Origin of the sequence: Cryobacterium sp. MP_3.1, from assembly GCF_035984795.1 — a bacterium.
Lineage (GTDB): Bacteria > Actinomycetota > Actinomycetes > Actinomycetales > Microbacteriaceae > Cryobacterium > Cryobacterium zongtaii.
In genome coordinates this window covers 1-14,533 of record NZ_JAXCHV010000027.1, presented here as the reverse complement: position 1 = coordinate 14,533, position 14,533 = coordinate 1, and the positions used below count along the sequence as shown (strand labels likewise).

Annotated in this window: 16 protein-coding genes and 1 pseudogene; 15 read left to right on the top strand and 2 right to left on the bottom strand. The window is 64.7% G+C overall.

The annotated features are described in order from the left end of the window. The first annotated feature begins 49 nt into the window (after nucleotides 1-49). The 6 genes and pseudogenes from RCH12_RS14630 (at nucleotide 50) to RCH12_RS14610 (ending at nucleotide 5,121) form a co-directional block, all read left to right on the top strand. Nucleotides 50-1,315, top strand: a complete 1,266-nt coding sequence (locus tag RCH12_RS14630; RefSeq protein WP_327017338.1) for an ABC transporter substrate-binding protein — start codon at nucleotides 50-52, stop codon at nucleotides 1,313-1,315. Between the two features lie 11 nt (nucleotides 1,316-1,326). After that, nucleotides 1,327-2,280 carry a carbohydrate ABC transporter permease gene (locus tag RCH12_RS14625; protein ID WP_327017337.1) on the top strand — a complete coding sequence of 318 codons (954 nt, stop codon included), beginning with the start codon at nucleotides 1,327-1,329 and terminating at the stop codon, nucleotides 2,278-2,280. Then, nucleotides 2,277-3,167 (top strand): carbohydrate ABC transporter permease, encoded by an 891-nt coding sequence (locus RCH12_RS14620; protein ID WP_327017336.1) that lies wholly within the window; start codon nucleotides 2,277-2,279, stop codon nucleotides 3,165-3,167. Before RCH12_RS14625 ends, RCH12_RS14620 begins: the two co-directional genes overlap by 4 nt. 44 nt (nucleotides 3,168-3,211) lie before the next feature. Next, a complete protein-coding gene (locus tag RCH12_RS14615; RefSeq protein WP_327017335.1) occupies nucleotides 3,212-4,504 on the top strand; it encodes a family 1 glycosylhydrolase in 1,293 nt (430 codons plus the stop codon). A gap of 128 nt (nucleotides 4,505-4,632) precedes the next feature. Continuing rightward, a pseudogene (locus RCH12_RS18560) lies at nucleotides 4,633-4,731 on the top strand (DUF2510 domain-containing protein); the annotation flags it as partial. Nucleotides 4,732-4,896: 165 nt separating this feature from the next. Next, the gene (locus RCH12_RS14610; protein WP_244285986.1) at nucleotides 4,897-5,121 is read left to right on the top strand and encodes a hypothetical protein; all 225 of its coding nucleotides are present in this window, start codon (nucleotides 4,897-4,899) and stop codon (nucleotides 5,119-5,121) included. 60 nt (nucleotides 5,122-5,181) lie between these two features. Here RCH12_RS14610 and RCH12_RS14605 read toward each other — a convergent pair whose 3' ends face one another. After that, a complete protein-coding gene (locus tag RCH12_RS14605) occupies nucleotides 5,182-5,628 on the bottom strand; it encodes a G5 domain-containing protein (protein ID WP_442784580.1) in 447 nt (148 codons plus the stop codon). A 291-nt stretch (nucleotides 5,629-5,919) separates the two neighbouring features. Between RCH12_RS14605 and RCH12_RS14600 the strand changes: the two genes are divergently transcribed. The 3 genes from RCH12_RS14600 (at nucleotide 5,920) to RCH12_RS14590 (ending at nucleotide 8,034) form a co-directional block, all read left to right on the top strand. After that, nucleotides 5,920-6,213: a DUF4287 domain-containing protein gene (locus RCH12_RS14600; protein WP_327017333.1), complete on the top strand. Its 294-nt coding sequence runs from the start codon at nucleotides 5,920-5,922 to the stop codon at nucleotides 6,211-6,213. 236 nt (nucleotides 6,214-6,449) lie between these two features. Further along, nucleotides 6,450-7,250 carry a hypothetical protein gene (locus tag RCH12_RS14595; RefSeq protein ID WP_327017332.1) on the top strand — a complete coding sequence of 267 codons (801 nt, stop codon included), beginning with the start codon at nucleotides 6,450-6,452 and terminating at the stop codon, nucleotides 7,248-7,250. A 94-nt stretch (nucleotides 7,251-7,344) separates the two neighbouring features. After that, complete coding sequence (locus tag RCH12_RS14590; RefSeq protein WP_327017331.1) at nucleotides 7,345-8,034, top strand: class I SAM-dependent methyltransferase; 690 nt, start codon at nucleotides 7,345-7,347, stop codon at nucleotides 8,032-8,034. Between the two features lie 82 nt (nucleotides 8,035-8,116). Here the strand turns inward: RCH12_RS14590 and RCH12_RS14585 are convergent, their stop codons facing one another. Further along, nucleotides 8,117-8,614 carry a DUF6326 family protein gene (locus RCH12_RS14585; RefSeq protein ID WP_327017330.1) on the bottom strand — a complete coding sequence of 166 codons (498 nt, stop codon included), beginning with the start codon at nucleotides 8,612-8,614 and terminating at the stop codon, nucleotides 8,117-8,119. A 135-nt stretch (nucleotides 8,615-8,749) separates the two neighbouring features. On the opposite strand from RCH12_RS14585, the gene RCH12_RS14580 reads away from it, so the two are divergent. The 6 genes from RCH12_RS14580 to RCH12_RS14555 all read left to right on the top strand — a co-directional run bounded on the left by RCH12_RS14580 (nucleotide 8,750) and on the right by RCH12_RS14555 (nucleotide 14,447). After that, nucleotides 8,750-9,430, top strand: coding sequence for a TetR/AcrR family transcriptional regulator (locus RCH12_RS14580; RefSeq protein WP_327017329.1), 681 nt, complete (start codon nucleotides 8,750-8,752; stop codon nucleotides 9,428-9,430). A gap of 335 nt (nucleotides 9,431-9,765) precedes the next feature. Continuing rightward, nucleotides 9,766-10,824 (top strand): magnesium and cobalt transport protein CorA, encoded by a 1,059-nt coding sequence (locus tag RCH12_RS14575; protein WP_088456908.1) that lies wholly within the window; start codon nucleotides 9,766-9,768, stop codon nucleotides 10,822-10,824. Between the two features lie 114 nt (nucleotides 10,825-10,938). Beyond that, nucleotides 10,939-11,307 carry an HNH endonuclease gene (locus RCH12_RS14570; RefSeq protein WP_103430116.1) on the top strand — a complete coding sequence of 123 codons (369 nt, stop codon included), beginning with the start codon at nucleotides 10,939-10,941 and terminating at the stop codon, nucleotides 11,305-11,307. 398 nt (nucleotides 11,308-11,705) lie between these two features. Beyond that, nucleotides 11,706-12,077, top strand: a complete 372-nt coding sequence (locus RCH12_RS14565) for a DUF7793 family protein (RefSeq protein ID WP_103430117.1) — start codon at nucleotides 11,706-11,708, stop codon at nucleotides 12,075-12,077. A 39-nt stretch (nucleotides 12,078-12,116) separates the two neighbouring features. Then, nucleotides 12,117-13,655 carry a putative bifunctional diguanylate cyclase/phosphodiesterase gene (locus tag RCH12_RS14560; protein WP_327017328.1) on the top strand — a complete coding sequence of 513 codons (1,539 nt, stop codon included), beginning with the start codon at nucleotides 12,117-12,119 and terminating at the stop codon, nucleotides 13,653-13,655. A gap of 9 nt (nucleotides 13,656-13,664) precedes the next feature. Next, the gene (locus RCH12_RS14555; RefSeq protein WP_327017327.1) at nucleotides 13,665-14,447 is read left to right on the top strand and encodes a class I SAM-dependent methyltransferase; all 783 of its coding nucleotides are present in this window, start codon (nucleotides 13,665-13,667) and stop codon (nucleotides 14,445-14,447) included. The last annotated feature ends 86 nt before the right edge of the window (nucleotides 14,448-14,533 follow it).

Here is a 14,533-nt window from a genome sequence, read left to right as displayed (position 1 = left end):
TTCTAGTGACTTCCCGACAGCGTTGTGGGAAGCAGATTGCAGGTACCCAGTGAAGAAGCTGTTGGCCGCCTTTGCGGCTTCCGCCGTCGTCGTTTCCGGTCTGTCCGGCTGCGCCGCCGCCACCCCCGCCGCTAGCGAGGGGCCCGTCGCCCTGACCTTCTGGCACGGCTACACCGAGGCCGACGGCGATGTGCTCAACGGCATCGTGGAGGACTTCAACGCGTCGCAGGACGACGTGGTGGTCACCCCCCAGACCAAGACCTGGGCGGTCATCGACGACACCCTCCTGACGGCCCTGTCGTCGGGCGAAGGCCCGCAGATCGTCGCAATGCCCGCCGAGCGCCTCCCGGTCTACGCATCCAAGAAGGCCCTGGTCAACCTCGATGACTTCTACGCGGATGACACGAGCAACACGGCGGAGCTGAACGAGGAGGCCGTGGCGATGGAGACCGTCGAGGGTTCCAAGTACGGCGTGCCGACCGGTTTCGTGCCGCTGTCGGTCTTCTACGACAAAGACAAGCTGGCCGCCGCCGGGGTCACGACCTTCCCGGCCACCTGGGACGACTGGGTCGCCGCCGCGAAGGCCACCACCATCGACGCGGATGGCGACGGCACGCCCGAACAGTACGGCATGGCGCTGCCCGACCACGGCACCGTCGGCAACGGCGTCTGGGCGAGCCTCTTCGAGGGCGGCGGCGGCTCGATCACGAACGACGACGGCACCAAGGCCACCGTGGACTCGGCCGCCAACATCGACACCCTCACCTACTGGGCCGACGCCGTGCAGCAGGATTTGATCTCCCCCACCGGTCTGGACGGCATCGACGCCGACGCCCTCTTCACCTCGGGCAAGGCTGTCATGCACATCGGCGGCCCCTGGATGACGGGTCTCGCCACCGACGCCGGCATCAACTACGGCATCGCGGCCATTCCGGCCGGCCCCGACGCCCAGGCCGCGTCGGCGATCGGCGTCTCGATGGCCGTCACCGCTCAGGCGACGGATGCCGAACAAGCCGCCGCGCAGGACTTCCTGGCTTACTTCAACAAGAAGGATGTGGCCACAGCATGGTCACTCGGTTCCGGTTGGCCGGCGCTGCGCACCGACGTGACCGCGGAAGACGTCAGCGCGAACGCCACCGTCGCCGCCCTCACCGAAATCTCCGACACCAGCCGGGCGCTCCTGCCCGGCGTCGTGAACAGCACCGATGTGCTGACCGCCGTGGACGAGGCCACCCAGAAGGCACTTGCCGGCGGTGACCCCGCCGAGCTGCTCGCCGCCGCACAGGCGTCCGTGCAGCAGGCGCTGGACAACTGAGCCGGAATCCGATGACGACCTCATCTCTCCAACGACGCCGACCGTGGCGCCCGCCCGGTCAGCTCGGCGGCAGACGACCGCTGAACGACGGCTTCCGCCGGCGGGCCGTCGTCGTCGGGTTCCTGGCCCCGGCCCTGATCATCCTCACGGCCTTCGTGGGCTGGCCGATGTGCTCGGCCCTCCGTCTCTCCTTCACCGACGCCAGCGGATTCGGGCAGGAAACTTGGGTGGGCCTGGAGAATTATGCGCGGGTCTTCACCGATCCGAGCATCCTGCAGTCGATCGGGAACACCGCGTTGTACGCCGTGTTGTTCACGCCCGTCGCCCTGATCGTGGCGCTGGTGCTCGCCCTCGCAGTCAACAGTCCCCAGCTGCCGTTCCGCGGATTCTTCCGCACCACCCTGTTCCTTCCGTTCATCGTGTCGCTGGCCGTCGCGGCGTTCGCCTGGTCGTACCTGCTCGACCCGCAGATCGGGCTGTTGAACTATTGGTTGCAGGCCGTCGGTATTCGGATCGGCAACGTGCTGGAGGACCCGGCGCTGGCCATGCCGACCGTGGTGCTCGTGGCCGTGTGGAAGAGTTTCGGCTTCTACATGGTGATCTTCCTGGCGGGCCTGCAAGACATCCCTAAGAGCCTGTACGAGGCGGCATCGCTCGACGGCGCGAACGGGTGGCGCCGGTTCACGAACGTGACCTTCCCGATGCTCAGCAACACGATGGCGTTCGTGGTGGTGATCGCGCTGATCGCCGCGCTGCAGGCATTCGACCAGATCTATGTACTCACCGGAGGCGGCCCGTACCGGAGCACCCAGACGATCGTGATGGAGATCTACCAGTCCGGGTTCAAGGACCTCGAACTCGGCTTCGCCTCCGCGCTGTCCTACGTCCTGCTGGTGGCAACTCTGCTCCTCAGCCTCGTGCAGTTCCTGTTCTTCGGTCGGCGTGGAGAGGACACCAGCTCATGACCAGCACCCTCAGCCGGGCGGCGCTGCCGACCCCGGCATCCACCCGAACCGTTCGCCGACGCCCACCACGGATTAGTCTGACCCGGGCGCTCTACTTCGTCGGCTTCCTGGTCGTGACTGCGGCGATCATGCTGCCCGTCATCATCATTGTGTTGACCGCGTTCAAGCCGGCCTCCGAAGTCAACGCCTTCCCACCCACGCTCACCCCGACCCAGTGGACGCTCGACAACTTTCGGGCGATCTTCTCCGAGCTGCCATTCGCGCGGCTGATCGGCAACAGCTTCGTCTTCGCCGGCGGGGTCACCCTGTTCGCCCTGGTGTTCGACTCGCTAGCCGCCTACGCGTTGGCCCGGCTGGATTTTCGGGGCAGCAAGGTGCTGTTGATCGTCATCATCGCCAGCCTGATGATCCCGTTTCAGGCGACGCTGATCCCGATCTACCAGCTGGTCTCCGACCTGGGCTGGGTGAACACCTTTGCTGGGCTGATCCTGCCGCGGGCGGCCGACGCGTTTGGCATCTTCTTCCTCCGGCAGTTCTTCCTGTCCCTCCCGCGGGACCTCGACAATGCCGCCCGGATCGACGGCGCCTCCGAGTTTCGGGTGTTCTGGAGCGTGGTGCTCCCCAACGCCATCCCGGCGCTGCTCACGCTAGGCATCTTCACCTTCGTCAACAACTGGAACGACCTGCTCTGGCCGTTGGTGTTCACCACCGAATCGGACCACGGCACCATCACCTCGGGCCTGACCCTATTGACCGGCCCCGGCGGCATCATCCCCCAGGGCGTGATGATGGCCGGCGCCCTCATCGCCGTGCTGCCCCTCGCAATCCTCTTCCTGCTGGTTCAGCGGCGCTTCATTGAGAGCGTCGCGAGCAGCGGCCTGAAATAGCCCGCCGCCATCCACTGACCACCATCACCACCGAATCGAGCAACATGACCTGGTTTGACGACGGCCGACTGCACTTCGCGGTCGGCATCGAGGACACCTTCGTGCCGCAGGCCCGCCCGGGCGAGCGCGCCATCGATGAATACGAGCTCACCGAGCACTACGCGCAGTACGCCGGCGACCTGCAGCTGGCCAGCGATGTGGGCGCTGAGTTGGTGCGCTGGGGGGTGCCGTGGCATCGGGTGGCCGCCGAAAAGGGCCGATGGGACTGGTCGTGGGTGGACGGCGTGATGGCACGGTATGCCGAGCTGGGCTTACGCCCGGTGATCGATCTGCTGCACTACGGCACTCCCCTCTGGCTCGAGGGCCAGTTCTCCAACCCGGACTATCCCGACCACGTCACCGAATACGCCCAGCGGTTCGCCGAACGGTACGGCGACGTCGCCACCGATTACACGCCGGTCAACGAGCCCGTCATCCACGCCCTGTTCTCCGGCGAGTACGCGTACTGGCCGCCCTATCTCTCGGGCCCGACCGGCATGGTGAGCATCGCCACCGCCCTCGCTGAGGGGTTCGTGAAGACTCAGCACGCGATTGCGTCGGTGCTCGGTGACCGGGCCACCTTTGTGCACGTTGATGCGGGCATCCGGTACTCGGGCGCCCTGGATGCCCCCGAGCACGCGGACACCGTCACGCGGCTTCGGCACCAGGGATTCCTCGTCGAGGATCTCGTCACCGGCGCCGTCGGACCGGACCACCCGCTGCTGGGCCAGCTGGAACGGGGCGGCGCCGACGACTCTCTCCTCGACTGGTTCCGGGCGCATCCGGTTCGGCCCGATGTCATGGGCGTCAATTACTACCCGCTGCACTCCACCGAGGTGTTCGAGGCGGGCATCCATCACGGCGGCGGATTCGCCGATCCTCGCCCCTATGAAGACACCGGTACGGAGGGCCTGAAAGACGTACTCACCACCTGGGCCGACCGGTATGGCGCACCCGTGATGCTCACGGAGACGAGCGTGACCGGCACGGTCGATGAACGGCGTCGATGGCTCGATGCCTCGGTCGGCGCGCTCCACGAGCTCAAGGCCGACGGCGTCAACGTTGTGGGGTACACCTGGTGGCCGCTGTTCGATATGTACGAATGGACATGGCGCCACACCGAGGCACCCCGGGCAGACCACTTGCTGACGATGGGTCTGCATGACTTGGTGGAAACACCGTCGGGGAGCCTGGCCCGGCGGCGCAATCCCGTGGCTGATACCTTTCAGCGGCACGCGACCCAGGCTCGGCTGGCGCCCGATGCGATGGTTGAGGATTCGGCTGACGTCGTCGCCTGACACCGGCAGCAGATACCTCACCTCGACCAGGGCCGTGGGCACCCACACTGGGGGTTAGCGGATGCGCCCCGTGCGCTCATACGCTTCAATTTGCGTCGTGTTGGCGCGCCCACACGACGGGAATCCCTTTGACTCTGCCTTTAGCCGGTTGGTACCGAGACCCTGAAGATGGCGCGCTGCTGCGCTGGTGGACAGGCGCAGAGTGGTCAGATCAGCGGCGCACCGCCGAACCCATGCCGGTACCGCCGCCTGCCTACGTGTACGGAACCACAGTCGGGCCCGCAACCGCAAAGCCGGCATACGTACCAATGGCGAGTCACAGCACAGCGGTGTCGTATGCACAGAAGCCAACGCGCAAGGAGAAGGACCGAGAGATTCGTCGGAACAACTCGATGGCGTACACCGGGCTGGTCTTGGCCCTCGTCTCGTGCCTCATCAATCCGGTGGCGATCCCGAGCGTGCTGGGAATCGTCTTTTCGGCGATTGGCATCGCGAAGTCCGCTGAACTCGAAGGCGCCGGGCGGCAGCTGACCGGCCGAGGAACGGCTATCGCCGGACTCGTGGTGAGCATCGCGTCCACGGCGTGGTTTCTGTGGCGGATCTCGACGCTGGTCTAGGCGAGGCTCGATCTCACCCTCCACACTCGTGCTGGATCAGTCGAGCCCCGCTCGCGGCGTTTATGCGTCGCAGGCGATTCCGTCGCCGTCACGGTCGAGGTCGTAGACATCCGATCCAACGATGCGGAGAGGACCGTCGACGTACGCCGGACCGTTACCGCTGCCGCCGGCGCAGTCCACATCTGACGCGATCGGCACGCAGACGTCGGCGTAGTTGGAGTCGCAGCCGTTACTTTCCGGCACCGGCTCCGCTGCGACCACCGGCTCGGGCACTCGGGTGCCGACTGAGGTAACTCCGTCGACCGGCTGAACGGTGGTCTCTTCGCGTGCGATTGATCGCGAGACCTCCACACCGTCGATGTACTTGACGAGGTAGGTGGTCACCTTCTCGCCGTTGCCGCCGCCGACGGTTACGGCGGAGGTGCCCACATCGATGGTGTCGTCGTCCACGGTGACGGCAGCAAAGGGTATTGCTGTCGCTTCCTGGACCTCAGCCTCAGTGGCGATAGCCGTGGGGGTGGGGGTCGGAGTTGCGGTGCGTTTAGGCTTCGGTGTGGGGTTCGCGGTCGCCGGAGTCACATTGGACGTGTCCGAGATGAGACTGGCTTGCGGCGACACACCCTACCCACGTGCACTGTCCACTCCCCAGTGCTGGTGGCAACGATTGGTAGGTGCAGTCGCTCCACTTGATGCATCCCGGTCACAGCTGACTCGACCGCCGCTCGGCTCCTCGAGCGGCGGCGGATCGGCGGCTAGAGTTCTAGCAAAACGGCACCGACGGCTCGGAAGGGAAGAGCAATGTCATACCAGGCCTACCTCGACGCGATCGAAACGAAGACGGGCAGGACGCCCCAGGAGTTGCTCGACGAAGCCAGCGCCCGCGGCTTCGATTCGACAACGAAGGCCGGCGAGGTGGTCGCCTGGCTCCGTGATGACTACGGCGTAGGACGCGGGCACGCCATGGCGCTCTACGGCGTCCTGAAGAACGGCGCAGACGGCGCGGTCCCCGACAAGCATGTGGGCTCGGACGGCAGCCACCGGGACGAGTCCTCAACGCTGCGACTCGACGGCCTCCCCAAGCGCGAGAGCTGAATCACGCCGAGCCGCCGCACTGCCGGCGGCCGACACTGACCGACGTCTCGCTGATCTCGGCCTGCTGGGCGGTCAGTCGAGGCCGTTCGCCCAGCCACAAGCTGGGCACTCTCTCTCGATAGGATCGACTCTGGCGGCCGTTCCGGGTGGAGCGGCGGATCGCCACGGGGGATACAAGGGGGAACGCGTCCGGCATCCGGGCGCGGGTATACATGCAGACATTGAACAAGACATCCATGCTGGCCGCCACCACGTTGGCGGCAGCGACAGCTCTGCTGCTTGCGGGGTGCTCCACCGCATCGACCGGCGATGGCGTCGACAACAATGCAAGTTCTGACGGAGCCCCCAAGGCCGGGGTGTTCGAGTTTCAGACCCCCGCCTACGGCTCCGAAGGCGAGCTGGTCATCCGCATTCCTGAGTCCCTCGTCGAGGCCGCGGGATCCGATGCCGACGGGCTGCTGGTGGGCGAGGTGACGGCGAAAGCCCGCGAACTGGACTCGTCCAAGTCGTGCGCTGTCGACCTGGCAATCGACTATCGCGGAGATGGCCTCGACGCGCTGAGCCGACCGTCGATGACGAAAGAGGAATACGCCGCCGAGGGCGAAGCCGAACTCGAAAGTGTGTTGATGCGGCAGTTCGGCGTCGAGACCGTGGAGGAAGCCGAGGCGAGCGCCCCAGGCGGCGCCGCGGAGGTGGAAGAGATCGTTGCCAACCTGGAGCAGGCGCCGTATTCCGCTAAGCCGGCGTGGTCGGCGCTGGACGCGACTCCCATCGATGATCTCGACGCCGCCGACCCCGAGCCGGGCACGTACGTCTCTGAGGATTCCAAGACCCTGACGTTCGTGCAGTCTTGCGCCTCCGATCCGCTCGACGACGGCAGCTCAGATCAGTTCGACTTCCCCATCGAGACCGACGGCACAATCGACGCATTCGCCTCTGTGGAGATGACCGTCATGAAGAGCGGCACCCTCACCATCATCGAGGCGAGCGTTGCCGACTACGAGCTGGACTCGAACGGCGACTGGATCGGCTTCTAATCCTGTAAGAGCCGGGATGCTTCGGCTTGGTCGAGCCCCGGGCGCACGCCCTGTGCTGAGTGAAGAGGGCGCGGAGCATCCTAGGCTCGGAGGTATGCCACCCGAGATCAGAGCCGCGTATGCCCGCCGTGCGGCGGAGTATGCGGAGCACCTGGGCTCAATCACGTCGGTGCATCCATCGGACCTGCAGCTTGTCACCGGGTGGGCCGAGCGGCTCGACGGCTCACTGATCGATGCCGGCTGCGGCCCCGGGCAGTGGACCGGGCATCTCGCCGAGCGTGGGGTGAGGATTCGAGGTGTCGACCTGGTGCCGGGCTTCATCGACCACGCCCGACAGGCCTATCCGGAGGTGTCTTTCGCGATCGGCGACATCGGTGCGCTGCCGGAACCACCCGGCACGGTTGCGGGCGTCCTCGCCTGGTACTCCCTCATTCACCACGAGCCGAAATCACTCCGGGATGCGCTTTCCGAGTTCGCGCGTGTGCTGCGCCCGGGCGGCGAGCTTCTGCTCGGCTTCTTCGAGGGCCCGGTGGTCGAACCGTTCGAGCACGCGATCACGACGGCGTATCGATGGCCCGTAGCCGCCCTGAGCGACGAACTCCGCGCCGCTCACTACGACATCATCGAGACCCACACCCGCACCGGTCCCGGGCACCGGCCTCACGGCGCAATCCGCGCCTGCCTCTCGGCCAGAGCGGATGGCGCCCTGGTAGAGATCGTTGCCAGACACCAGTCAGTTGGAGAGTGGGCGGTAGGGGCCATGGAAGCCCCTACCGCCCGGTAGCAGTCGGTGTGCCACCCCACGGAGCCCCCACCGCGGCACCGCGGCAGATGGTTCCAAGCGGCACGGGCACTACCTACCCCGTTCAATCGTGCTGCTTGATGCGAATGACCCCAAGCTCGGGGCTCATCGCCATGTCTGCCGGCGGTGCGGTGCGGGGCCAGGTCCAGGCGGAGCGCAGGATGAAGGCCAGGATCAGCACCTCGACTCCGATGGTGAAGCCGTAGTAGAAGGCCCAGTCCCAGGACGCCCCGGCCGCGTTGAACACGCAGATGGGGATGAAAAGCACGGCAACGACGAGGTTCGTGGCACGGTTCACCCGGGCGGGCAGCGTCATGGAGAGCAGCACCATCAGGGTCGGGATCGCTATGAGCGCGAAGAAAATTGAAATCAATGTCCCGCTGATCTCGAACGCAAAGATGTCGCCGCCCCGGATTTCGTCGATTTCGCCGGGCTGGTAGAGGTGGAAGTAGTCGATGTATATGACGAGGAACATGAAGCTGGTCCAGGCTGCTGCGAGCTTGGCCTGCACTGGGATCCGCTGGTCTTCCAGCGTGGTGGTGGTTTGTTGACGTGTTTTCATCAGGTACTCCGTTGTTGTGGTGAGGATGGGTTGGTCCACGATCGCTGACAACGACCGCGGGCACTTTCTGTCCTTACGGTTGTAAGGATGAGAGCCATGCTAGCCTTACGTCCGTAAGTGCACAAGAATGGATCTATGGCATCGCGCACACCGCTCAGCAGGGATCGGATCATCACCGCCGCCGCCACCGTCGCTGATGGCGCGGGGGTCGCCGCCGTGAGTATGCGCAGTGTCGCGAAGGTTCTCGGCGTTGAGGCGATGTCGCTTTACCATCACGTGCCGAGCAAGGAGGCGCTGCTCGACGACCTGGCCGACTGGGTGTTCGCGAGGATCGAACTGCCCGAGGTCGGCGATAGCTGGCGGGAGGCGATCACCGCCCGGGCACGATCGGCACGGTCGGTGCTCACCGCTCATCCGTGGGCGCTGGGGATGATGGAATCGCGCCCCAATCCCGGCCCGGCGCTGCTGCAGCACCACGACCGGCTACTCGGCGTGCTCATGACCGAGGGCTTCAGCGCCGCGCTCGCGACACATGCGTTCTCCGCGATCGACGCCTACGTGTATGGGTTCGCGCTGACCGAGACGAGCCTGCCCTTCGAACCGGGGGACGGCGCCGAGGAGGCGTTCGCTGTCAAGGTCGCGGCGCCGGCGGAGCTGTATCCGCACATTGCGCGCTCGCGCGCCGAGCTGTTCGGCGGGGGCGGTTATGCGTTCGCGGACGAGTTTGACTATGGGTTGGAGCTGCTGCTGGAAGGCCTGGGGCGTCGGGTCGCCGACGCGAGCCCCGCGCTACCTGGGCGGGTAACGCATCCCTGATGGGGCTGAGTCAGCGCTACCCATAAGCGCTCCTCACAAGTCAGATTTCCAATCTCGATGCCCTGGGGTGCTACGGTATCCGAGGCCCACGCAGGGCCACGACAATCTTCGATCGAAGGCAGGTGAGCGGCCATGGCTGGTGATAGTCCGCGCTCCACTCCCTCGGCGATCGTCGTTTTCGCTCTGACCTTCTAGGCCGGGCGTCGCGCTGGGAGTGGCGCGCAACTGAACCTCCATTGCGAGGTGACCTCTGGTACACCGTCGAATCCCGACGTCTGCCTAGTCACCTCCGGCTTGCTCACGTGCTCTCGTCGACCGAACGACGGAGTAGGACCATGGCACTCATCGACAACGGCATCTACGTGACCGGGCAGCGCACCTCAAGCCCCCACAGCCTCGACGAGACGTACCGCCAGTTGCGCGAGTGCGAGGGAATGGCCTGGATCGGCTTGTACCGGCCCGATGCGGACGAGATCCGCAGCGTTGCCGACGAGTTCTCGCTGCATCCGCTGGCCGTGGAAGACGCGCTCAAGGGCCACCAGCGGGCCAAGCTGGAGCGGTTCGGCGACACCCTCTTCGTGGTGCTGCGGCCCGCCTGGTACCTCGACGCCGAGGAGCGAGTGGAGTTCGGCGAGGTGAACGTGTTCATCGGGCCGGGCTTCGTGGTGACGGTGCGGCACGCCGAAAACCCCGACCTGGCCAACGTGCGCCGGCGGATGGAGCAGAACCCGGCCCTGCTCGCGCTCGGGCCCGAAGCGGTACTGCACGCCGTGCTCGACGAGGTCGTCGACGCCTACTCCCCCGTCGTCGCCGGGCTGGAGAACGACATCGACGAGATCGAGAACCAGCTCTTCGGCGGCGACCCGTCGGTGTCCCGGCGCATCTACGAACTGCTCAGCGAGGTCATCGACTTCCAGCGCGCCACCGGGCCGCTGCGCGGCATGCTCGAGGCGCTGCTTCGCGGCTCGGAGAAGTACCAGGTGGACGTGGAGCTGCAGCGCTCGTTCCGGGACGTGCTCGACCACGTGCTGCGGGTCACCGAGCACGCCGCCTCATTCCGGGCGCTGCTGGAGAACGCGCTCACCGTGCACGCCACCCTGGTGACGCAGCAGCAGAACGACGAGATGCGCCGCCTCTCGGAGGCCGGCCTGGCGCAGAATGAGGAGACCCGGCGGTTGTCGGAGGTGGGCCTGGCACAGAACGAGGAAGTGAAGAAGATCTCCTCGTGGGCGGCGATCCTGTTCGCGCCGACGCTGGTAGGCACGATCTACGGGATGAACTTCGACAACATGCCGGAGCTGCACTGGCAGTTCGGGTACCCGGTGGCCGTGGCGGCGATGGGGGTGATGGGGCTGGGGCTGTGGGGGATCTTCAAGCGGCGGAAGTGGTTGTAAGGCTGGCTCCGAAACCGTACGGGGCGCCGAAGAAGGCTTGGCTGGTTCGTCGCGCACCCTTCCGAAGCGAACGAGCGAACGGATGACCGCGCGCGGCCGGAGTACCGTTTAGTCGTGCCCCCTCGCCGCAAGTTCTCAGCCGTTTCCCCCGCAGCGCGTGCGCGCTACGCGAAGCGCCGGCAACGACGGCTCGCCCGCGTCGACAACGACCTCACCGCGTCACAGTGGGCTGACCTCCTCGCCGCTTGGGGAGGGTGTGCATATTGCCAAGCAGAGAGCCCGGCCCTGCAGCGTGACTGCATCATGCCGATTTCTCGGGGCGGCCGGTACACCCTCGAGAACGTGGTTCCCGCCTGCCCGTCCTGCAACGCGAGCAAACACAACAACGAAGTCACCGGGTGGCTCCGGCGCAAGCATCTCGACGAGCGCGCGTTCCTGCTCCGTTACGCGACGATACTGCCGACGCTCCTCCCTGCAGGTTAGGGCTGCCAACGCTCCTGGGCGCATGGCCCCGGGCGGGCGCTCTCTGCCATAGGTTGCCTCTTCGGGGGTTCGTGGGGCCACGATCGGCGGACGCTCTCTGCCGGCTATGGCTTGCACCTTAGACCTGCTGAATGGAGCTGGGCGGGGGCCGGCCCGCTGCGGCCGGGCAGGTACCGAAGCCGCCGTCGGGGAGCCTGGCCCGGCGACGCAACCCCGTGGCTGATACCTTTCAGCGGCACGCGACCCAGGCTCGGCTGGTGCCCGATGCGAAGCTGTCGTCGCCGTCGATGACACTGCCGTGAATATTGGTCGGGGATTGATTTGATAAGCACCTGAACACGAGTAGCTTTGAGGAGTGGCTGAACGGTTCGGCTGCGTGCCCGGGGGAGGACGTTGCAATGGGTCCGGTCGCTGCAGACGGCGCAAAAGAGACTCTCGAAACGGTCGATGGAATTCTCCATCTGCGCTGGCAGCCCGGGGCTCACATTCAGATCGAAGATGCCCACCTCGCGATGGCGAAAGTTAACGACGCGTGCGGGAACGAACGTCGGGGCATGCTCGTCGATATGGCAGCGGTCGGGTCGGTGAGCCGAGAGGCCAGGTCCGTGTGGTCTATTCCCTGCAGCGCCTCGCGCATTGCTCTTCTGGGCAAATCACCTGTTGACCGAGTCTTGGCGAATTTCTTTCTCGGTGTGCACATTCCGCCGTGTCCGACCAAATTCTTTACCTCGCGCAGCGAAGCCATGCAATGGCTTACTGCCGGTGTCTAAGCGTGCAGAAGCGCTGCGCAGAGTGCGTCTTGGGGTGATATGAGCTCGGGAGACGACGCCGATGACCCTCGTTTGCAGCAGTTGGTGGAGGGTGTTGTCCGGTTGGCTGCCGGCGACCTGGACGCGCGGATAGAGCCGTCTGACTTGAGGGATGACATCGACGCTGTGATCACCGGCGTCAACCTCCTCGCCGAGGAACTCAGTTACATCTACTCGAATCTGGAACAGCAGGTTTCTGACCGTACCGCCATGCTGCGGCAAACTCAGGCCGAGCTGGAACAGATGGCAAAGACTGACGACTTGACGGGCCTTGCGAATAGGACCCTGCTCAACGAGCGAATCAACGAGGCAATCCTGGCCAGCACGGACAGTGGAAAACTCCCGGCTGTGCTGGTGCTGGACGTGGATTCCTTCAAAGCCGTCAATGACGCTCTGGGCCATGGGGCCGGTGACGCAGTACTGATCGAGGTTGCCCGGCGCCTCAAGTGCGCCGTACGGGCCGTAGATACCGTGGCACGTCTGGGTGGGGATGAGTTCGCCATCCTCATCATCGAAGCGACGGAAGAGGAAGTCCTGAATATTGCGCACCGGGCGTCGGCGCAGCTTCAGGACAGCGTGCAGGTTGGAACCGAAACCGTCTGGGCGATGGCCAGCATCGGGGTGCGTATCGGCACGCCGGGCCATCCAGCTGAGTCGCTGATTCGGGATGCTGACATCGCCATGTACCAGGCGAAGGCGCATGGCCGCAACAACATCCAGCTGTTCCACCCCGACATGCTCGACTCTGTCCGTGAACGCTCACGCATCACAGCCGAGCTTCGTAACGCCGTCGCCGGCGGCGAGCTGGCGCTGCGTTACCAGCCGGTGGTTGAATTGGCCTCAGGAACAGTCATAGGTTTCGAAGCCCTCCTTCGGTGGCACCATCCGGTGCGCGGACTCATCATGCCGGATAGCTTCATTCCCATCGCGGAAGAAACCGGCCTGATCCTGGAATTAGGACGTTGGGTGCTTCACGAAGGAGTCGCCCAGTTGCGACGCTGGAGCGAAACCGAGCCTGAGCTCACAGACTTCTGCCTACACATCAATCTTTCCGCCGCCGAACTGCTGCGCGGTGACCTGCTGGAAGATGTCAGGGAGACGCTCGCTAGGAATCATGTGGCTCCGCCGCGATTGGTTCTGGAGATCACCGAGACCGTCTTGATGTCGAAGGGAACGGCGGAAGAACAGGTCTTGGGCGAGCTGCGAGATCTCGGTGTGGGGCTGCAAATTGATGACTTCGGCACCGGCTATTCGTCCATCAGCTATCTCCGAACGCTTCCAGCAGACACGGTCAAAGTCGACCGTTCCCTGATTCAGGACATGGCATCGGACCCACAGCAGCAGAAATTCGTTGCTGCCATTCTCCAACTGATTTACTCGGCGGGCCTGAAAGCGATCGTCGAAGGCATTGAGACCGCCGAACAGGCGATTCTGCTGCAGACGATGGGTTGCCTATACGGACAAGGCTATTTCTATGACCGCCCGCTACCGCCCGAGATGGTTCTGGGGAGGCTCAGGAGTCTCGCGCAGCGTCAGTAGAGTGAGAGCATGTCAAAGCTTTGGGAGCAAATGCTACTTGTTCCATCGGTAGTGCGCCTCACCTCCCGGGCACCGAAGGACCCGTCAGCGGCGTGGGACGGGTACTGGCGCGGAATCCGCACCACCGGCCGTTCGGGAGACGTACTGTGGGACTCCGGATCCCAGACTGAGCTCGAGCAGTACACCGACGCCGTCCTGGGACATTTCAATCCGGCTCTTCCCGTCATCGACATTGGATGTGGCAACGGAACCAATACCCGCTGGCTTGCTGGTCTTTTCCCGAGGGCTTTCGGCATTGATGTATCGGTCGGAGCCATCGCGCTAGCGAGGCGGGAAGCCGCAGGCCTCCACAACGTTGAGTTCCTGGCTATGGATGCAACGGAACCTGGTGCTGGAAAGCACCTGCTGGAGTCAGTGGGGCCTGCCAACGTTTTTGTTCGCGGAGTTTTTCATGTGCTAAAACCAGACCAGCAAGCCAGCCTGGCTACCAACCTACGCACCGTTGTCGGGAACAACGGCCGGGTATTCCTAGCCGAAACCAACTTTCCCGGAAGCAGTCTCGCCTACCTGCAAGAGCTGGGCGCCACCCGGCGAAGCATGCCACGGCAGTTGCAAAGGGCACTGGAAAACCTGCCCCGCCCCGGACATTTTGGCACGCAGGAACGGCACAACACCTTCCCGGACTCGGACTGGCACTTGATCGCCGACGGGCCGGCACACATCGAAGTGACTCCGATGAACGCCAACGGCCATTCGCAGCATGTTCCGGGATATTTCGCTCTATTAGCCTAAATCCACCGATCGGGATCGGAATCTAGCGGCGCGTTAAACAGAGAATGCCCGTCTTATCAGGGAAAATTGTACTTACCACAGTAACA